Below are 20,459 nucleotides of genomic sequence, written 5' to 3'. Positions count from 1 at the left end.
TTATTGAAGCATTTGAGATTGCTGGGTGTTTTGTAAGTGTTGAAGAATTTTGTCATAATGACGTTGGTGCATTTGGCAGCATTGTTCAATCGCTTTGGATACCTCTTGGTCCTGACATTGTGCGGCAAAGGAATGAGCTTTTTTAATAGCTAGTAAATTCCAAGAAAGCATGTCTGTCAAGTATAAAGAATCCTTTGTAGAAATCACTTGCGGCGGCTGCGGCATCATGGCAGTTTGCTGGTTTTGTTGATTTTGCGGTTGCATTTGCATCTTAATCTACCTCCTATAGAAAACAGTTTCGTACAGTTTCGTTCTAATGGGCCTTAAACCCTTATGGGTGAAGTTCCTTTCATAGTGTGGCATGTCTGGTTTATTCCTATGCAAGGAGAAAGATAAGGAAGGCACAAAGACTTTTCATTCATTATTCAAATGAATAAAGGGGTGTCAAATATTGTCCTGGAACATATAATGTGGTATCTCGTTGTGTCCGTTTTATTACCGTTGATATAAATACATACCTACTTGATGAAGGACAGGGGGAACGATCATGGAGAAAATCATGAGGAACTTTTTCTTGTTTTTATCTAAAAATAGAATGCTTACAAAAGCAGTGAAGAAATACGGACGTCACTTTGGCTCAGCCCGTTTTGTAGCAGGGGAAACAATAGAAGAAGCCATCCAAGTCATTCGGGAGTTGAATGAGGGAGGCTTAACGGTAACAATCGATTATCTGGGAGAATTTGTGGATAACGAAAAGGAAGCGAATGAGATGGTTAATCAATCACTGGAAGCGATTAAAAGGATTGAAGAGGAGAAGTTGAATGCACAGCTTTCTCTTAAATTGACTTCAATGGGGCTTGATATTTCAGAGGAAGTTGTATTGAAGAATATGCGGAAGATTTTACATGCCGCCAAGAACAGTGGAATCTTCGTAACAATCGATATGGAGGATTATTCACGCTGCCAGAAGACGATAGAAGTTTACAAAACGCTAAAATCAAGTTATGACAATGTGGGAACGGTTATCCAGGCTTATTTGTATCGAGCAGAGAAGGATATTTCAGACTTGAATGAATATCGGCCGAATCTACGTCTTGTAAAGGGCGCCTATAAAGAATCTTCTGCCGCAGCTTTTCCTGAAAAGAAAAAAGTGGACGAAAATTTTAAAAAGATCATTAAGCAGCACTTATTAAATGGGAATTACACCGCCGTAGCCACACATGATGATAAAATTATTGACTATACAAAGCAGCTTGTAGAAAGATATGGTATTTCTCATGACCGCTTTGAGTTTCAAATGTTATATGGCATCCGGCCGGAGAGACAGGAGGAACTTGCCAGGGAAGGATATACAATGAGAGTATATGTCCCATACGGAACAGATTGGTATGGTTATTTCATGCGTCGATTAGCGGAGCGTCCGGCCAATGTGACCTTTGTCATAAAAGGAGTCTTTAAAAAATAGCTTATTCTGCAACGGGTGACCCAAAAGGGATGATCGTCCCCTTTTGGGTTGCCCTTATTTTTTCTATTGGTCCTGCATGTTAGATTTTGTATATTGTTGATTTTGCGAAGTACGTTTGCCTCCCCCGTCCCTTTCGATCGTTGGTCCCGCATCTCCTTTAACGCTGGCTGCGCTAACTCCCGCTTTGGAAGGGTGTTTCTTTACCTTTGCCATTGTTTTCACCTCCGATTATTAGGTTACCCGTAGTTGGAGAAATCATTTATTCTAAGATTTCAGCAATGATTTCAAGTGCATGAGGAACCTTACGGATAGCAGTAAAGGAGTTGCCTTGTTATTTCTGAAGGTTAATTGTCCACCGGTTAATTCAGTTGAATGAAAATTACTTTTTCATAGCTACTGATTTTTTAGTTTTTATATTGCGAAAATTCAAAAAATGTTCTATATTTAAATTAGAAAACAAGTAAAGTTCTCTTTTTTTTGAATAAAAAATGAATGAGTATTCATTCAAGAAATAAAGGGGGATACAGGTTATGAGCCTGAGGATTCAGAAGGCAGCTGTCATTGGTTCTGGAGTGATGGGATCAGGAATTGCGGCACATTTAGCTAATATAGGAATTCCAACTATTTTGCTGGATATTGTACCGAGTCAGCTAACGAAAGAGGAAGAAGCACAAGGGTTGACATTACAAGATATGTCCGTACGCAATCGTTTTAGTACCAGTGCATTAAAAAAGTTATTGAAACAAAAACCCGCTCCGCTCACTTCAAAGAGCAACCTTGCTTTGATTCAAGCGGGGAACTTGGAAGACGATTTAGAAAAATTATCAGATTGTGAATGGATCATTGAAGTAGTCGTTGAGAATTTGGCCATCAAAAAGCAGTTGTTCAGTAAAATTGATGCAGTGAGAAAACAAGGAAGCATCATTAGTTCCAACACTTCCGGTATTTCGGTTCATGCGATGGCTGAAGGCAGATCCGACGATTTCAAAGAGCATTTTTTAGGTACACACTTTTTTAACCCTCCTCGTTATTTAAAACTTCTTGAGATTATTCCAACAAAAGATACAAAGCCGGAAATCGTTCAATTCATGCAAACGTTTGGGGAAGATGTACTTGGCAAAGGAGTTGTTTTAGCAAAAGATACGCCTAATTTTATTGCCAATCGCATCGGAACATACGGGCTGCTAGTAACGGTCCAGGAAATGCTAAAAGGCGGCTACAGCGCAGGTGAAGTGGATTCCGTTACAGGACCATTAATCGGGCGGCCGAAAAGTGCGACGTTCCGTACGTTGGATGTCGTGGGTCTCGATACCTTTATACATGTCGCAAACAATGTGTATGAAAAGGTAGAAGGTGCTGAAAAGGCTGTATTTGACGTTCCTTCGTTCATGAAGGATATGCTGCAGAAAGGGTGGATTGGGAGCAAATCGGGGCAAGGCTTTTTCTTAAAGCAAGGGAAGGAGATTTTAGAACTGAATCCCCAAACGCTGGAGTATGAAGTGCGAAAAAAGTTAAAAACCGCTTCTACCGAAATGAGCAAACAAGCCAAAGGATTAGAGAATAAATTGAAAGCGCTTCTATATTCGGATGACCGTGCAGGGAAGCTGCTTTGGAATATCATAAGTCCCGTTCTTCTTTATTCAGCGCAGTTAAAAGATGAGATTGCGGATTCCATCATAGCCATAGACCGTGCCATGAAGTGGGGATTCGGGTGGGAACTCGGGCCATTTGAAACATGGGATGCCATTGGTGTGCGCCGCTCCGTTCAAAAAATGGAGGAAAATGGAGCTGAGGTGCCTTCATGGGTAAAAAACATGCTGGAAGAAGGGTTTGAGTCATTCTATCAAAAACAAGAAGGTCATACGTATTTTTATGATGGAGATAATTATCGCTTACTGGCTGAAAACAAAAAAGTGATCCATCTAAAAGCTTTAAAAGAACAAAACAGAGTCATCAAGAAAAACAGCGGGGCAAGCCTAATCGATTTAGGTGATGATGTTGCTGGTTTGGAGTTCACTTCCCCGAATAATGCGATTGGTTTGGACATCATTCAAATGATCAACTTTGCCCTTGAAGAGGTCGGGGAAAATTATAAAGGGCTTGTCATTGGCAATCAAGCTAAAAACTTCTGTGTAGGTGCCAACCTTGCCTTGATTTTAATGGAGGCACAGGATGATAACTACTTTGAAATCGAACTCGTCGTTCGTCAATTTCAACAGGCGATGATGAATATTAAATACAGCTCCAAACCGGTAGTTTCCGCCCCATTTGGCATGACACTTGGAGGCGGGACTGAAATCTGTCTGCCGACAAGCAGTATTCAAGCATCCAGTGAAACATATATGGGACTGGTCGAAGTCGGTGTCGGGCTCATTCCAGGGGGCGGCGGAAATAAGGAGCTTTATATAAAACATCTAAACAATATGGCGGGCGGCGTAGATTTTGATCTGCAAAAGGTGGCAAACAAAGTGTTTGAAACGATTGCGATGGCGAAGGTGTCAACATCAGCGGCGGAAGCGTACGATTTGAATTTCCTTGATAAAAAGGATGCTGTCAGCGTGAATGGCGATCATCTTCTCCATGATGCCAAGCAGCAGGTCATCCATTTATATGAACAAGGCTATCAGCCGCCGATCCGCCAAAAGGTCCCGATAACAGGTGAAACAGGGTATGCGACGTTGCTTCTTGGTGCCCAGGGATTAAAACATTCAGGTTATATTTCTGAACATGATTATAAAATTGCCCAAAAATTGGCTTATGTCATTGCAGGAGGAAAAGTTCCGTACGGAACAAAAGTAGATGAACAATATTTATTGGATCTAGAGAGGGAAGCATTTTTAAGCCTTGTTGGCGAAGCGAAATCGCAGAAGCGCATGCAGCATATGTTGATAAAAGGAAAACCATTGCGTAACTAAGGGGGATAAATCATGAGGGAAGCGGTCATTGTAGCCGGTGCGAGAACACCGGTCGGAAAAGCGAAAAAAGGGACACTTGCTAATGTTCGGCCTGATGATCTCGGTGCGTTAGCTGTAAAAGAAACATTAAAAAGAGCTGGAAACTATGAAGGGCCGATTGATGACTTAATCTTTGGATGCGCAATTCCGGAAGCTGAACAAGGATTGAATATGGCACGGAATATCGGGGCGTTGGCAGGACTGCCATATACCGTTCCGGCGGTTACCATCAATCGTTATTGTTCTTCAGGTTTGCAGAGTATTGCGTTCGGGGCAGAGCGCATCATGCTCGGGCACTCCCAAGTTGTGCTGGCAGGTGGTGCCGAATCGATGAGCTTAGTTCCGATGGTCGGGCATGTTGTCCGCCCAAATATAAAACTGGTTGAGCATGCCCCTGAATATTATATGTCAATGGGGCATACGGCAGAGCAAGTGGCCGTGAAATATGGAATCTCGCGCGAAGAGCAGGATGCTTTTGCCGTTCGCAGCCATCAGCGTGCTGCCAAAGCCCTTCAGGAAGGGAAGTTCAAGGATGAAATTGTGCCTGTGGAGGTAACCGTTCGCCAAGTAGATCAACATCATAAGTTAAAGGAGAAAACCATTCTTTTCACAGAAGATGAAGGAGTCCGTCCGGATACTTCTTTAGAAGGGTTAAGCAAATTACGCCCCGCTTTTTCGGCTGTTGGTTCGGTGACCGCGGGAAATGCCTCTCAAACAAGCGACGGCGGTGCTGCCGTGCTGATTATGGAACGTGAAAAAGCAGAAGCGGAAGGATTAAAACCGCTCGCTAAATTCCGTTCATTTGCGGTTGGAGGCGTGCCTCCGGAAGTCATGGGAGTAGGCCCGGTCGTCGCGATTCCAAAAGCATTGAAACTGGCGGGATTGGAAGTATCCGATATCGGATTGTTTGAGTTGAATGAAGCGTTCGCCTCCCAGGCCATTCAAGTCATTCGAGAACTCGGACTTAGTGAAGAAAAAGTAAACGTAAACGGCGGAGCCATAGCGCTGGGCCACCCGCTTGGATGTACAGGAGCAAAACTGACGTTAAGCCTCATCTATGAAATGAAGCGCCGAAACGAACAATTTGGCATTGTGACGATGTGTATCGGCGGAGGAATGGGAGCTGCCGGCGTGTTTGAATTACTTTAATTTTTCAACTAAAAGTGTGTGTTCAAAAAGGAGGAGAAGAAAAATGGCTAATCAAACAAATAAAATCGTTAAAGGTGGAAGTTTCCTGATTGAAGAGGTCTTGCCTTCGCAAGTTTATACACCGGAAGATTATACGGATGAGCATAAAATGATTGCTAAAACAACGGAAGATTATATAGAAAATGAAGTGCTGCCTCAAGTTGAGCATTTAGAAAATCACGAGTTTGACCGCTCTGTTAAATTATTAAAACAGGCAGGAGACTTAGGGTTACTCGGGGCTGATGTACCGGAAGAATATGGCGGGCTAGGGTTGGATAAAGTGAGCTCTGCGTTGATTGCCGAGAAAATGTCACGGGCAGGGGGCTTTTCCATCTCTCATGGAGCACATGTCGGAATTGGCTCTCTTCCAATCGTATTGTTCGGGACGGAAGAACAAAAACAGAAGTACTTACCTGTATTGGCAACAGGAGAGAAGTTAGCGGCATATGCTCTAACAGAGCCTGGGTCAGGTTCCGATGCACTTGGAGCGAAAACGACAGCCCGCTTAAATGCGGAGGGAAGCCATTATGTGCTGAACGGAGAGAAGCAATGGATCACAAATGCAGGCTTCGCCGATGTATTTATCGTGTATGCGAAAATTGATGGGGAGCACTTTTCGGCCTTTATTGTTGAACGTGAGTTTCCTGGTGTATCCACAGGAGCGGAAGAAAAGAAAATGGGAATTAAAAGTTCCTCCACTAGAACATTAATTTTACAAGATGCTCTTGTACCCAAAGAGAATCTTCTTGGCGAACTGGGTAAAGGCCATGTGATCGCCTTTAATATCTTGAACATTGGACGTTATAAGCTGGGAGTGGGAGGCGTCGGTGCAGGAAAACGCGCTCTTGAGTTGACAGTTCAATATGCCAACCAGCGCCAGCAATTCAAGACACCGATTTCCCAATTTTCTTTAACGCAGGAGAAACTGGGAACAATGGGAGCTAAGTTGTATGCGACGGAAAGCTCGGTTTATCGTACAGTCGGGTTATTTGAAGATCGTATGGGGCGTTTATCGGATGAAGAAGTAAAAGATGGAAAACAAGTGGCTGCATCCATTGCGGAGTATGCAATTGAATGTTCGTTGAATAAAGTATTTGCGACTGAAACACTAGACTATCTTGTGGATGAAGGGGTACAAATCCACGGCGGGTATGGGTTTATGGCTGAATATGAAATTGAACGCATGTACCGTGATTCCCGCATCAACCGCATTTTCGAAGGGACGAATGAAATCAACCGGTTACTGGTACCTGGCACATATTTGCGCAAGGCCATGAAAGGAGAGCTTCCTTTATTGCAAAAAGCGCAGGCGTTACAAGAAGAATTAATGATGCTTATGCCGGAAGAAGTGGGAGAAGGCGTATTAGATCAAGAGAACTATTTGGTGAAGAACGCAAAGAAAATTGCGTTATTGATGATGGGTCTTGCCGCTCAAAAATACGGGAAAGCATTGGAAAAGGAACAAGAGGTTCTTGTGAATATCGCAGATGTCATCAGCAACGTATATGCGATGGAATCAGCCTTATTACGTACAGAAAAAGCGATCGAGAAAAAGGGTGCGGAGAAAAACGAGTTGAAAGTACTTTATACACAAGTATTTTGCCAAGAAGCATTCAATGAAATTGAAGCGCATGCAAAAGAGACATTGGTCGCCGTGGAACAAGGGGATACACTTCGTATGATGCTGTCAGCTCTTCGCAAATTTACAAGGCATACACCAATCAATGTTGTCGCCAAGAAGCGTGAAATCGCTAAAGTACTTATCGATGCTGAACGTTATGTAGTATAAAAGAAAAATAAGTATTTTGATCATGCATTTTTGTCCAAAACGGGAATCCCTTGGAGGGGATTCCCGTTTTGGATGAAAAGGAAAATAGGATGTGTTAAAATACGAAAAAAGTCTAAAATATATAGGTAGGTGTTATAAATGGCGATCAAGTTTTATACATATCCAAAGTGCGGTACATGCCGCAAAGCTAAAAAATGGCTGGATGATCATGGTGTTTCTTATGAAGAAATTCATATCGTTGAAAATCCGCCTTCAAAGGATGAAATCCAATCTTATTATGAGAAAAGCGGGTTAGAGATGAAAAAGTTCTTTAACACAAGCGGTATGAAATATCGTGAACTTGGTATAAAAGATAAGGTGAAAACGGCAACCGAGCAAGAGCTTCTCGATTTGTTGGCATCAGACGGGATGCTGTTAAAACGTCCGTTTGTTACGGATGGTAATCAAGTGACAGTTGGATTTAAAGAAGAACAATATAAGGAAGCATGGACATAATTTTCAGTACATACAAACTTTTATTTTTTCAAATAGAAAAAGTTATTAAATTACGTTACACTAAATAGTAGCGTTTTTGTAAAATGTTTCTACTCTTGAGCAAGTATTAAACTTTAGACGATTGTTGGAGGGATTAGGATGAATGCACCAAAAGAATTACGTTATTCTGAAGAGCATGAGTGGGTAAAAACAGAAGGAAATTTAGTGCGTGTGGGAATCACGGACTTCGCTCAATCAGAGCTTGGAGATATCGTGTTTGTTGAGCTGCCGGAAGTTGGCGCGACTGTACAAGCAGACGAGCCTTTCGGAAGCGTTGAATCTGTTAAGACTGTTTCTGAATTATACGCTCCAATTAGCGGTAAAGTAGTAGAAGTCAATGAAGATTTAAATGACAATCCGGAATTCGTGAACGAATCACCGTATGAAAAAGCATGGATGATCGTGATTGAGCCTTCTGATGCAAGCGAAGCAGACAAGCTGATGAGCGCGGAAGAATATGAAAACATGGTAAACGAAGGATAACACTCCAGTAAAAAATGATTTACGGTCAGAGTTTTTCTGATGTGGACGGGCACCCTATGACTAAAGGAACTTTAGGAAAGGGTGTCTGTTTTTATGTTTGAGAAGAAAAAGCTGGATGTAACAGATCGCGTAACCGCTAAATTTCATCATGAAGGCATGGACTTGTATGTTGAAAAGCAGCCCATTGGACGTGCAGTGATTGAAGAAACCGGCTATAAGTATGAGTTGGAACCAGGTTTTGAACACGAAAAATACAAATTTTATCAATATGTGGATGTCCCTTCCAAAGTAGATGAGAAGTATACAGACTGCGATTCGGATGAGGGATGGTGCTGATATATGTATCGATTTAAAAAATTCGCCATGACCAAAGAACGGCCATGGCGAATTTTCTAATCTTTGAGGGCAAATTCAAATTGTCTGGATGGCCAGTTGGGATACTTCTTGATTGAATGAAGATGTGTCGAATTATTCAGTAGGATATATAGTAAAAAGGCGGTGGTGATTTCCACTGCCTTTTCTTAAAGATTTTACTAAAAGATTTTAAAAAACAGGGGAACAGATAAAAAGTAACGAATATTGTATAATGTAGAGGTATTGTTACTTCTCATATACAACTGATGAATAATAGGTGATGTTTATGTCGGTAGAAGAGAATGGAAAAGTAATTATTGTAGAAGGCAGGTCCGATAAAAAAAGAATTGAGAGTATCATTAAGGAGCCGATTGAGATTATTTGTACAAACGGAACGATCAGTGTAGCTCGATTAGACGAAATTATTGATACCATCGATCAAAAAGAAGTCTACATTTTAGTAGACTCAGACGAAGCCGGGAACAAACTTCGAAAACAATTCAAACGGGAATTACCCGAAGCCGAACATCTTTACATCGATAAAATGTACAGGGAAGTTGCTGCTGCACCTAAAAATCATATTGCGACCGTCTTGTTAAGTGCCAATATAGACGTCAATACCGAATATTTAATACAGAATTAAAGGAATTGAATACAATGATCGAATGGAACGAAGAACAGCTAACTAAACAACTAAAAGAAAAGGACCAGGTGGTTGTTTTCTTTTATACGCCATTGTGTGGGACATGCCAGGTAGCCAAGAAAATGCTGACCGTAGCTGAAGCGATGCTGCCTGGCACTGAAATAGGAATGTGTAATTTGAATTTCATGCCTCATCAAGCCAAACAATATGAAATTGAAAGTGTACCTTGTTTGATTATGATAGAGAGGAATGAAGTGAGACAAAAAATGTATGCTTTTCATTCGATAGAATATATATTAAGCGAATTAAAGCCATTTTGTCTGACGTAAAGAATAGACTTGACCAGTCTGTCAGCAGTTGAGAAAAGGTGTTTCAAAACCATGGAGGATTTACTGGTTTTGGAACACTTTTTGTCTTTGAAATAACAATGAATTTCTTAGGGAATTCCTTTAATTATTGATAACACGTTTGCAACTCCGTATTTGTGCCGCCTGATTGAACATGGAGCAGATATTGTCATTCATTCTGCCGCAAAATGGCTTCTTGGAAACAGGAAGACATTGGGCGGCAACATAGTCGATGGCGGGAAGTTTGATTGGAACTCTCCTAAATTCCTTGAATTTACGACACCGGATCCAAGTTATCATAATCTCGTTTACGCTGAAGCGTTAGGACCGCTTGCCCATATCGTGAAAGCAAAGGTTCAGCTGCTGCGCTACATCGGAGCATTCATGAGCCCGTTCAATGCTTTCCAGTAGAAACACTTCATATACGCATGAAAGAACATGTCGCCAATGTAAGAAAAGTCATCGACTATCTACAGCAGTATCCTGCGGTAGATTGGGTTCTTTATCCGGAATTAAGCGATCACCCTCAGCATGAAGAGGCTACTTGTTTAAATTCAGCCATTATTTAAGGTGTAAATAGCAGGTTCTTCCTCAAAAGATAGATTGTTCTCCTTGCTTTTGGAATACCCTGTCACGCTTAAACATGATAGGGCGTTCTTTTATGAAAACAGTTGAATATGAAATGATCAAACATTCGGTCTTTGTTAACTATTACAAATAGCATGAAAAATACAACTAATTCATTGACACTTTTATTATTTGCATGCTACAATCACTCTCGTACCTTTTAGACAATAAACGACAAAATTAAATAGATAACGGATAAGTACTCTTATCAAGAGAGGTGGAGGGACATGGCCCTGTGAAGCCCGGCAACCGTCAGCATCAGCTGAAATGGTGCCAATTCCTACAAAGCGGCAATTTGCTTTGAGAGATGAGAGAAAGGAACGAAATATTCAGCCTTTCTGCTCATGTGTAGAAAGGCTTTTTAGTTGTCGATCAATGTTTAGGGAAAGATACAAAAAGAATAAGCGTTAAGAAAAGAAGGTGAGAGAGTTTGATTACATTAAAGGATGTCAAAAAAATCTATCGTGCCAAGCATGGTGAGATTACAGCCGTTAATAATGTTAATTTGGAAATTAAATCCGGAGAAATATTCGGAATTATTGGATACAGTGGAGCAGGAAAAAGCTCATTAATTCGATTGCTGAACGGACTTGAAGTTCCTACTGAAGGAACGGTTGAAGTAGCAGGAAACGATATTGGGCGAATTAAGGGTGAAAAGCTGCGGAAAGCGCGTCAGGAAATCAGCATGATCTTCCAGCATTTCAACTTACTTTGGTCTCGTACTGTGAGGGAAAACATTGCGTTTCCACTTGAAATTACAGGAGTAGCAAAAAACGAGCGCATGAAGCGAGTAGATGAGCTAATCAAGTTGGTCGGACTGGAAGGAAGAGAAGATGCGTATCCGTCTCAGTTGAGCGGAGGACAGAAACAAAGGGTCGGTATTGCGAGAGCGTTGGCTAGTAATCCTAAGGTACTTCTTTGTGACGAAGCGACATCTGCTTTGGACCCGCAAACAACCGATGCCATTTTGGATTTATTGGTAGATATTAATGAAAAGCTCGGTTTAACGATTGTTCTGATCACACATGAGATGCATGTGATCCGTAAAATCTGTCATCGTGTTGCCGTGATGGAAAACGGCCAAATCGTAGAGCAAGGAGAGGTTCTTGAGGTTTTCCGAAATCCAACACAATCGATCACGAAAAGGTTTGTAAAACAAGTAACAGAACCGGAACAAACGAGAGAGACGATTGAGCATCTTGTTGACCAATACCCGAACGGCAAGATTATCCAACTGACGTTTGTAGGGGAGTCGGCAGAACAGCCGCTCATTACGAATTTAATTCGAAATTTCGACTTAAATATTAATATTTTACAAGGAAAGATTTCGCAAACCCAAAAAGGATCTTACGGAACACTGTTTGTACAATTGCTCGGGGAAAATGATGTGATTGACCAAGCAATTGCATATGTGAGGAAAAACTTAGTAGAAGTGGAGGTGATCGAAAGTGAATAGTGAATGGTTTGAACTGCTTAAATGGGACAAACTAATGGCTGCTACTCAAGAGACCATCTATATGACCCTGCTTTCGGTTGCCGCTACATTCGTTTTAGGTTTAGTGCTTGGATTATTGTTATTTCTAACAGGGAAAGGGAACATGTGGGAAAACCGCGCGGTAAATACGATTATCGGAACATTTGTAAACGTATTTCGCTCAATCCCTTTTATTATCTTAATTGTTTTGTTAATACCTTTTACCAAGTTGCTGGTAGGCACCATTTTAGGAGCGAATGCCGCTTTGCCTGCTTTGATTATTGGGGCTGCGCCATTCTATGCCCGGATGGTGGAAATTGCACTTCGGGAAATCGATAAAGGTGTTATTGAAGCCTCGCATTCAATGGGGGCATCGAATTTGCAAATTATTTTTAAAGTCTTAATCCCGGAATCTTTGCCGGCTTTAATATCAGGCATTACCGTTACTGCCATTGCATTAGTCAGTTATACGGCGATGGCTGGTGTAATTGGAGCGGGGGGATTAGGTAATTTCGCTTATTTAGAAGGATTTCAAGGTGGTAACCCGTTTTTAACCTTTGTAGCGACTGTAGCCATTTTAATTATTGTGTTTATCATCCAATTTATTGGAGATTATTTTACTAAAAAAATTGATAAAAGATGATTAGGAGGAAAGGATTATGAAAAAATTACTTGGTTTCCTGATTGCTGCCGTTTTACTGGTTGCGTTAGCAGCTTGCGGCGGAGGGGAAAAGGAAGAGGAAAGCACAACAGAAGATGGCAATAAAAAATTAGTAGTAGGGGCTTCCGCTATTCCGCATGCTGAAGTGTTAGAAGAAGCGAAACCTTTACTTGCTGAAAAAGGAATTGATCTTGAGGTTCAAGTTTTCCAAGACTATGTTTTACCGAATGTTACTTTAAAAGAAAAAGAGCTTGATGCAAACTATTTCCAAACTCCAGGATATTTAGAGTTAGAAATGAAAGAAAAAGGTTATGATTTTGTCAGTGTAGGTGAAGTTCATAAAGAGCCAATCGGTATTTATTCAAAAAAATACAAAGATTTAAAAGACCTTCCTGAAGGTGCCAAAATCATTATGAGCAACTCATTCAGTGACCATGGCCGTATTTTGCCGATCTTTGAAAAGGCTGGTTTAATTAAACTTAAAGAAGGCGTTGGTCAAAACGCACGAGTAGAAGATATTGTTGAAAATCCGAAAAACTTAGATTTCTCTACATTAATTGAAGCGAAGCTTTTAGCAACTTCTTTTGAAAACGGTGAAGGAGATGCTGTAGTAATCAATACAAACTATGCAATTGAAGGTAAAGTAAATATTAAAGAAGACGGTATCGCATTTGAAGGAAGCGATGTTGTTCCTTCAAATTTAATCGTTGTTCGTAAAGGCGACGAGGGCCGTGAAGAAATCAAAGCATTAACGGAAGTTCTTCAATCAAAAGAAATCCAAGACTTCATCAATGAGAAATACCAAGGTGCTGTTATCCCAGCAGCTCAATAATAAGTAGAGCAAGGTCCTCATATGGAGGCCCTTGTTTTTTAAAAGATTAAGAAAGCATAATTTTCAATTGATGGAATACATTCGGTAATTTTAAGCATACTAACGTTGACCAAATTATGAGATGGGGGTTGACGCTAGTATGCAACATGAAGGACGCACTTCGACTGAGACTGCTTTGCTTAATTATAAAACAGGAATTGGACAATTCACTCAAAAGCTTCCGGAAGTAGCCCGTGCTTTTAATGCGTTTACGGAGGCTTGTTTTGAAGAAGGCTCTTTATCTAAAAAAGATAAACAGCTTATTGCCCTTGGGATTAGTTTAGTTGCACAAGATGAGTATTGTATGATTTATCATACAAAAGGCTGTTTAGATCAGGGCGCGTCTGAGCAAGAGGTTTTAGAAGCTTGCGGCGTTGCAGCAGCTTTTGGAGGAGGAGCAGCAATGAGTCAAGCTGTTACTCTCGTACAAGAGTGCATTCAAGAATTAAACCAACAAACTCATTAACAAATAGTTATTGATTTTTAGAAGGGTGATTGAGAACGGGGCAGATACTTCAATCCGTTTTCAATCACCCTTCTTACATATATTTAAGAAGCTGGCAAAAGCTAAGAAGTGAGAACCATTTTCACTACCTAGATAGTGTTAAAAGGTTGCGATAACTTTTCAATTGTTATAAGATTGTAATGAGAATAAAATGAGAATGGATTAAAAAATGATGTAAGAGGTACAATCCGATATATACGTCATATTACTGGAGGTTTTATCATGGCTGGTTCAACTTTAACAATTAAAGATCTTCATGTTTCAATCGATGGGAAAGAGATCTTAAAAGGTGTCAATTTAGAAATTAAGGGTGGAGAGATCCATGCAATCATGGGTCCGAATGGTACAGGTAAATCAACTTTATCTTCTGCTATCATGGGTCATCCTAAATATGAAATCACACAGGGTAGCATCACGCTTGATGGTCAAGATGTGTTAGAAATGGAAGTAGACGAGCGCGCTCGTGCAGGTCTTTTCCTTGCGATGCAATATCCAAGTGAGATCAGTGGTGTAACAAATGCAGATTTCTTACGCTCTGCCGTGAATGCACGCCGCGAAGAGGGTGATGAAATTTCATTAATGAAATTTATCCGCCAATTAGATAAAAACATGGAATTTTTAGAAATGGATCCTGACATGGCACAACGCTACTTAAACGAAGGATTCTCAGGCGGGGAGAAGAAGCGTAACGAAATTCTTCAATTAATGATGATTCAACCAAAAATCGCTATTTTAGACGAAATTGATTCTGGATTAGATATCGATGCATTGAAAGTTGTATCAAAAGGCGTTAATGAAATGCGCGGCGAAGACTTCGGCTGTCTAATCATTACACACTATCAGCGTCTATTAAACTACATTACCCCTGATCATGTTCACGTTATGATGCAAGGCCGCGTTGTGAAATCAGGAGGCTCTGAGTTGGCGCAGCGTTTAGAAGCGGAAGGGTATGACTGGATCAAAAAAGAGTTAGGTATTGAAGACGAAACTGTAGGTCAAGAAGCGTAAGCGTTAGGAGGATTAACATGACTATCGAGACGAAATTACCATTCGATCAAGAGTATGTCAGCAGCTACTCGAAGGAAGCGGGAGAACCAAGCTGGCTTCTTGACCTTCGCTTAGACGCTCTTGTAAAAGCGGAGGAGCTTCCTTTACCGAAGCCGGATAAAACAAATATTTCTAAATGGGATTTTACTGCTTTTGAAAATCATACGGCAAAAACGGCGGCTGTTCAATCGATTGAAGAACTGCCTGAAAAAGTAAAAGCCTTGATTGATAAAGAAGAAGTGAAAAATTTATATGTTCAGCGTGACCAAACGGCAGCATATGTCGTACTTGCCGATGATTTAAAAGAGCAAGGCGTTATCTTTACGGATATCCAAACGGCAGCAAAAGAGCATGGAGACCTTTTGCAAAAGTATTTCATGAAAGACGGCGTAAAAGTAGATGAACATCGTTTAAGTGCTCTTCATGCAGCATACATGAACGGCGGCGTATTTGTATACGTGCCGAAAAATGTGGAAGTAAAAGAGCCGCTTCAAGCGATCTTCACTCACGAAAGCAGTGAGGCGCCGCTATTCAACCATGTCATCGTTGTAGCAGATGACAACAGCTCTGTCACATACGTAGAAAACTATGTATCAACAACAGAGAAAGGCATCGTTAACATCGTGACGGAAGTGTTTGCCAATACAAATGCCCAAGTTACATTCGGCGCTGTGGACTATTTAGGGAAAGACACAACGACATATGTCAACCGCCGTGGTATTGCAGGTCGTGACGCGCGTATCGAATGGGCGCTTGGTTTGATGAATGAAGGAAACACGGTGTCTGAAAACATCACGTATTTAATGGGTGATGGGTCCTATGGAGATACTAAGACCGTTACAGTGGGACGCGGAGAGCAATCTCAAAACTTTACAACAAGTGTTGTCCATTACGGAAAACATTCTGAAGGATATATCTTAAAACGCGGTGTTATGAAAGAAAGTGCGAGTGCCATTTTCAATGGTATCGGTAAAATTGAACATGGTGCTTCCAAGTCAAACGCAGAGCAAGAATCTCGTGTATTGATGTTGAGCGAAAAAGCACGTGGAGACGCAAACCCTATCCTATTAATTGACGAAGATGATGTTACGGCAGGCCATGCAGCTTCTGTAGGCCGTGTGGATCCTATTCAGCTGTATTATTTAATGAGCCGCGGTATTCCAAAAACAGAAGCGGAGCGACTAGTTATTCACGGTTTCTTGGCACCTGTTGTGAATGAATTACCGATTGAAACCGTTAAAAAGCAGTTAGTAGATGTCATTGAAAGGAAAGTGCGATAATGAATATCCAGGATATTCGTGAGCAATTTCCCATTTTGCATCAACATGTGAACGATCATCCTTTAGTGTATTTGGATAGTGCTGCGACTTCTCAAAAACCTATTTCTGTTATTGAAGCGTTAAATAAGTATTACCGCGAGTATAACTCTAATGTCCACCGAGGTGTTCACACTCTTGGTACGAAGGCAACTGACGGATATGAAGGTGCTCGTGAAAAAGTCCGTAAATTTATTAATGCAAAATCTACGGAAGAAGTGATTTTCACTCGTGGAGCGACCACTTCCTTAAATGCAGTAGCATCCAGCTATGCGCGTGCTAATTTGAAGGCTGGTGACGAAATTGTCATCACATACATGGAACATCATGCCAATATCATTCCATGGCAGCAAGTTGCAAAAGCTACAGGGGCAACTTTGAAGTACATTCCTTTAACAGCTGACGGCCAACTGGATTTGGAAGACGTCAAGAAGACGATTACGGCAAATACAAAGATTGTATCTGTCATGCAAGTATCCAATGTTCTTGGTACCATTAACCCAATTAAAGAAATTGCTAAAATCGCTCATAAAAATGGGGCAATCATGGCAGTGGACGGAGCGCAAAGCACTCCTCATATGAAGGTTGATGTACAGGATCTGGACTGTGACTTCTTTGCGTTTTCCGGTCATAAAATGTGTGGCCCGACAGGCATTGGGGTATTATATGGTAAGAAGAACCTGCTGGAAAACATGGAGCCTTTTGAATTTGGCGGCGAAATGATCGATTTCGTTAATTTACAAGACTCCACGTGGAAAGAGCTTCCTTGGAAGCTTGAGGCCGGTACGCCGATTATCGCAGGAGCAATTGGCTTAGGGGCCGCGATTGACTTTTTGGACCAAATCGGGATGGAGAACGTTGAAGCGCATGAACATAAAATCGCTCAGTATGCATTAGAGCGCATGTCTCAAATTGAGGGCATTACCATTTATGGTCCGAAAGAGCGCGCTGGCGTCGTCACATTTAATATCGACGACGTTCATCCGCACGATGTAGCGACAGTTTTAGACGCTGAAGGCATTGCGGTTCGTGCTGGACACCATTGTGCTCAGCCGTTAATGAGATATTTGGATGTAACAGCTACTGCCCGTGCAAGCTTCTATCTGTATAACACGGAGGAAGAGGCCGACAAGCTTGTTTCAGCATTAATTAAAACAAAGGAGTATTTTACAAATGTCTTTTAATAACAACCTTGATCAACTGTATCGTCAGGTTATTATGGATCACTATAAAAATCCGCGCAATCGCGGTGTTCTTTCAGAAGACACGGTTACGATCAATATGAACAATCCAACGTGCGGCGATCGTATCCAGCTTTCTTTAAAAGTGGAAGACGGTAAAGTGGCAGATGCAAAGTTTGAAGGTGAAGGTTGTTCGATTTCATTATCTTCCGCATCCATGATGACGCAAGCGATTAAAGGACAAACGATTGAAGACGCGTTGAAACTTTCATCTATCTTTTCGAATATGATGCAAGGGAAGGACTATGATGACAGCCTTGATTTAGGTGACATCGAAGCACTTCAAGGCGTTGCTAAGTTCCCGGCTCGCATCAAGTGTGCTACGTTAGCGTGGAAAGCGATGGAAAAAGGTATAGGAAATCAATCAGAGACGGAGTAAAATCCCAATCCTATCAAGTAGGGGGTAGTAAAATATGGCAAAGAAAATGCCTGAAATCGGCGATTACAAATATGGTTTTGCCGATAAAGACGTGTCTATTTTCCGCTCAAAACGCGGATTGACAAAGGAAATTGTAGAAGAAATTTCAAAAATGAAAAGTGAGCCGCAATGGATGCTGGATTTCCGCTTGAAATCACTGGATCTTTTCTACAGCATGCCGATGCCGCAATGGGGCGGAGACTTGAACAGCCTGAATTTCGATGAAATTACGTATTATGTAAAGCCATCGGAAAAATCAGAGCGTTCTTGGGATGAAGTTCCGGATGAAATTAAAGCAACATTTGACAAATTAGGGATTCCTGAGGCGGAACAAAAGTATTTGGCTGGGGTTTCCGCTCAATATGAGTCTGAGGTTGTGTATCACAACATGCAGGAAGACCTTGTAGAAAAAGGAATTGTATTCAAAGATACTGACTCTGCTTTAAGAGAAAATGAAGACATTTTCCGTGAGCACTGGGCGAAAGTTATTCCTCCGACAGATAATAAATTCGCTGCATTAAACTCGGCTGTTTGGTCTGGAGGATCGTTCATCTATGTTCCAAAAGGGGTAAAAGTGGAAACGCCATTACAAGCCTATTTCCGCATTAACTCTGAGAACATGGGGCAATTCGAGCGTACATTAATTATTGTGGATGAAGGTGCACATGTTCACTACGTAGAGGGCTGTACAGCGCCTGTTTATACGACGAACTCTCTTCATAGTGCGGTGGTAGAAATCATCATTAAAAAGGATGCTTACTGTCGTTATACAACCATTCAAAACTGGGCAAACAACGTTTATAATCTTGTAACCAAACGTGCCGTTTGTGAGGCGAACGCGACAATGGAATGGATTGACGGCAACATCGGTTCTAAATTGACGATGAAATACCCTGCGGTCATTTTAAAAGGTGAAGGTGCACGCGGAATGACACTATCCATTGCCATTGCCGGTAAAGGGCAGCATCAGGATGCTGGTGCGAAAATGATTCATTTAGCTCCGAATACTTCGTCGACAATCGTGTCTAAATCGATTTCTAAACATGGCGGTAAAGTAACGTACCGCGGAATTGTTCACTTTGGCCGCAAAGCGGATGGCGCTCGTGCAAACATTGAGTGTGATACGCTTATCATGGATAATCAGTCGACGTCTGATACGATTCCATACAATGAAATCTTGAATGATAACATTTCGCTTGAGCACGAAGCGAAAGTATCAAAAGTATCAGAAGAGCAGTTGTTCTATTTAATGAGCCGCGGTATCTCTGAGCAAGAAGCAACAGAAATGATCGTTATGGGCTTCATTGAGCCGTTCACAAAAGAACTTCCAATGGAGTATGCGGTTGAAATGAACCGCTTGATCAAGTTCGAGATGGAAGGTTCCATCGGATAAAAAAATCGTCCCCTTCCTTTTTAGGAAGGGGACGATTTTTTTTATCTCGCATTAACGGGAGTAGGATGCCTATTGATAGAAATTTTCTTTATTGTTCCATAATGTGGTTAATCTAAGAGGGAAATAACTCGGCATGATATGCTATCATTGATTGAGGAGGTAGGATATGATTTATATCGGTGTAACAGGCTGGGGAGATCATGATTCTTTATATAAGACGGGTGTGTCTGCCCGGGATAAATTGTCGGTGTATGCAGGGCATTTTCCCATTGTGGAAGTAGACTCTTCTTTTTATGCCATTCAGCCCCAATCGAATGCTGAGAAATGGGTGAGTGAGACACCTGACTCGTTTCGCTTTGTGGTAAAAGCGTATCAGGGAATGACAGGCCATCAGCGGGAGGAAATACCGTTTAAAGATAAAGGAGAAATGTTTGAAGCGTTCCGCCAGTCGTTAACCCCTTACATAAAGGCGGGAAAACTGGGAATGGTGTTGTTTCAGACCCCGCCTTGGTTTGACTGCCGCCGGGAGAATGTTGATTACTTACGATACAGCCGTGAGCAGCTGGCTGACTTCCCGGTTGCACTCGAATTCCGGAACCGAACTTGGTTTGATCCTGCTTTTTATGATAAAACGCTATCGTTTATGGAAAAAGAAAATTGGATTCATGGGATTTGCGATGAACCGCAAGCAGGGGAAGGGTCGATTCCAATCGTCTTGCAAGCTGCAAATAAAGAAAAAACATTAATTCGATTTCATGGTCGAAATGTACACGGGTGGAACAAACCGGCAGGTGGGAATTGGAGAGAGGTTCGTTTTCTATATCGTTATAATGACCAAGAGCTGGAAGAATGGAAAGAAAGGCTGCAAATTTTAAAACAGCAAACGAAAGATATTTATATTTTATTTAACAATAATTCTGGCGGAGATGCTGCCGATAATGCCAAGCAATTAATTGATTTACTCAATATCCGTTACGAGGGATTGGCGCCTAAACAGTTAGGATTATTTGAGGATATTTAAAAAGATAGGGTGAGAGAAATGGCCATTGGTTTTTCTTTTTTAATTTTGCTATGCTTTTTCGTTGGATTACTGTTGTTGCTTGCAGGTTTTAAACGTAAAAGCAAAATTCTGCTGGGTGTGTCCTTATT

Annotated in this window: 21 protein-coding genes, 1 pseudogene and 1 riboswitch; of the genes and pseudogenes, 20 read left to right on the top strand and 2 right to left on the bottom strand. The window is 41.3% G+C overall.

The window, feature by feature from the left end; genetic code table 11:
- A complete protein-coding gene (locus BK575_RS24920) occupies positions 1-264 on the bottom strand; it encodes a hypothetical protein (protein ID WP_028396148.1) in 264 nt (87 codons plus the stop codon).
- A 283-nt stretch (positions 265-547) separates the two neighbouring features.
- On the opposite strand from BK575_RS24920, the gene BK575_RS24915 reads away from it, so the two are divergent.
- Positions 548-1,465: a proline dehydrogenase family protein gene (locus BK575_RS24915; RefSeq protein ID WP_078414222.1), complete on the top strand. Its 918-nt coding sequence runs from the start codon at positions 548-550 to the stop codon at positions 1,463-1,465.
- Positions 1,466-1,528: 63 nt separating this feature from the next.
- On the opposite strand, the gene BK575_RS24910 is transcribed toward BK575_RS24915, so the two are convergent.
- Positions 1,529-1,678, bottom strand: coding sequence for a YuzL family protein (locus tag BK575_RS24910; RefSeq protein WP_078414221.1), 150 nt, complete (start codon positions 1,676-1,678; stop codon positions 1,529-1,531).
- A 317-nt stretch (positions 1,679-1,995) separates the two neighbouring features.
- Between BK575_RS24910 and BK575_RS24905 the strand changes: the two genes are divergently transcribed.
- The 19 genes and pseudogenes from BK575_RS24905 (at position 1,996) to BK575_RS24815 (ending at position 20,331) form a co-directional block, all read left to right on the top strand.
- Entirely contained in the window at positions 1,996-4,380 is a 2,385-nt protein-coding gene (locus BK575_RS24905) for a 3-hydroxyacyl-CoA dehydrogenase/enoyl-CoA hydratase family protein (RefSeq protein WP_078414220.1), read from the top strand.
- Between the two features lie 12 nt (positions 4,381-4,392).
- Positions 4,393-5,568: an acetyl-CoA C-acetyltransferase gene (locus BK575_RS24900; protein WP_078414219.1), complete on the top strand. Its 1,176-nt coding sequence runs from the start codon at positions 4,393-4,395 to the stop codon at positions 5,566-5,568.
- Positions 5,569-5,611: 43 nt separating this feature from the next.
- Positions 5,612-7,396, top strand: a complete 1,785-nt coding sequence (locus BK575_RS24895) for an acyl-CoA dehydrogenase family protein (protein WP_078414218.1) — start codon at positions 5,612-5,614, stop codon at positions 7,394-7,396.
- Between the two features lie 138 nt (positions 7,397-7,534).
- On the top strand, positions 7,535-7,891 hold the full coding sequence (locus BK575_RS24890; protein ID WP_078414217.1) for an arsenate reductase family protein: 357 nt from the start codon (positions 7,535-7,537) through the stop codon (positions 7,889-7,891).
- 138 nt (positions 7,892-8,029) lie between these two features.
- Positions 8,030-8,413 (top strand): glycine cleavage system protein GcvH, encoded by a 384-nt coding sequence (gene gcvH, locus BK575_RS24885; protein WP_078414216.1) that lies wholly within the window; start codon positions 8,030-8,032, stop codon positions 8,411-8,413.
- A 93-nt stretch (positions 8,414-8,506) separates the two neighbouring features.
- Positions 8,507-8,749 (top strand): YusG family protein, encoded by a 243-nt coding sequence (locus BK575_RS24880; RefSeq protein ID WP_078414215.1) that lies wholly within the window; start codon positions 8,507-8,509, stop codon positions 8,747-8,749.
- Positions 8,750-9,053: 304 nt separating this feature from the next.
- Positions 9,054-9,410, top strand: coding sequence for a toprim domain-containing protein (locus BK575_RS24875; RefSeq protein WP_028396156.1), 357 nt, complete (start codon positions 9,054-9,056; stop codon positions 9,408-9,410).
- Between the two features lie 14 nt (positions 9,411-9,424).
- Entirely contained in the window at positions 9,425-9,739 is a 315-nt protein-coding gene (locus BK575_RS24870) for a thioredoxin family protein (protein ID WP_078414214.1), read from the top strand.
- A gap of 111 nt (positions 9,740-9,850) precedes the next feature.
- Positions 9,851-10,299 (top strand): annotated as a pseudogene (locus BK575_RS29445) (PLP-dependent transferase); the annotation flags it as partial.
- A 287-nt stretch (positions 10,300-10,586) separates the two neighbouring features.
- Positions 10,587-10,698: riboswitch (SAM riboswitch) on the top strand.
- Positions 10,699-10,814: 116 nt separating this feature from the next.
- Complete coding sequence (locus tag BK575_RS24860) at positions 10,815-11,840, top strand: methionine ABC transporter ATP-binding protein (RefSeq protein ID WP_078414213.1); 1,026 nt, start codon at positions 10,815-10,817, stop codon at positions 11,838-11,840.
- A 34-nt stretch (positions 11,841-11,874) separates the two neighbouring features.
- Positions 11,875-12,501 carry a methionine ABC transporter permease gene (locus BK575_RS24855; protein ID WP_078414953.1) on the top strand — a complete coding sequence of 209 codons (627 nt, stop codon included), beginning with the start codon at positions 11,875-11,877 and terminating at the stop codon, positions 12,499-12,501.
- A 16-nt stretch (positions 12,502-12,517) separates the two neighbouring features.
- Entirely contained in the window at positions 12,518-13,351 is an 834-nt protein-coding gene (locus tag BK575_RS24850; RefSeq protein ID WP_078414212.1) for a MetQ/NlpA family ABC transporter substrate-binding protein, read from the top strand.
- A 139-nt stretch (positions 13,352-13,490) separates the two neighbouring features.
- Positions 13,491-13,856 carry a carboxymuconolactone decarboxylase family protein gene (locus BK575_RS24845; protein WP_078414211.1) on the top strand — a complete coding sequence of 122 codons (366 nt, stop codon included), beginning with the start codon at positions 13,491-13,493 and terminating at the stop codon, positions 13,854-13,856.
- A 261-nt stretch (positions 13,857-14,117) separates the two neighbouring features.
- Positions 14,118-14,903, top strand: coding sequence for a Fe-S cluster assembly ATPase SufC (gene sufC, locus BK575_RS24840; protein ID WP_078414210.1), 786 nt, complete (start codon positions 14,118-14,120; stop codon positions 14,901-14,903).
- Between the two features lie 17 nt (positions 14,904-14,920).
- On the top strand, positions 14,921-16,222 hold the full coding sequence (gene sufD / locus BK575_RS24835) for a Fe-S cluster assembly protein SufD (protein ID WP_078414209.1): 1,302 nt from the start codon (positions 14,921-14,923) through the stop codon (positions 16,220-16,222).
- Positions 16,222-17,442 (top strand): cysteine desulfurase, encoded by a 1,221-nt coding sequence (locus tag BK575_RS24830; protein WP_078414208.1) that lies wholly within the window; start codon positions 16,222-16,224, stop codon positions 17,440-17,442. The genes sufD and BK575_RS24830 overlap by 1 nt, the downstream gene beginning before the upstream one ends.
- Positions 17,432-17,878, top strand: coding sequence for a Fe-S cluster assembly sulfur transfer protein SufU (sufU, locus tag BK575_RS24825; protein WP_078414207.1), 447 nt, complete (start codon positions 17,432-17,434; stop codon positions 17,876-17,878). The genes BK575_RS24830 and sufU overlap by 11 nt, the downstream gene beginning before the upstream one ends.
- Before the next feature lie 34 nt (positions 17,879-17,912).
- A complete protein-coding gene (gene sufB / locus BK575_RS24820; RefSeq protein ID WP_078414206.1) occupies positions 17,913-19,310 on the top strand; it encodes a Fe-S cluster assembly protein SufB in 1,398 nt (465 codons plus the stop codon).
- Between the two features lie 166 nt (positions 19,311-19,476).
- Positions 19,477-20,331: a DUF72 domain-containing protein gene (locus BK575_RS24815; RefSeq protein WP_078414205.1), complete on the top strand. Its 855-nt coding sequence runs from the start codon at positions 19,477-19,479 to the stop codon at positions 20,329-20,331.
- Positions 20,332-20,459: the final 128 nt, after the last annotated feature.

Origin of the sequence: Priestia abyssalis (genome assembly GCF_002019595.1) — a bacterium.
GTDB classification, from domain to species: Bacteria; Bacillota; Bacilli; order Bacillales; family Bacillaceae_H; genus Bacillus_BA; species Bacillus_BA abyssalis.
The sequence above is the reverse complement of the archived record's forward strand: the minus strand, read 5'-3'. Positions and strand labels throughout refer to the sequence as shown.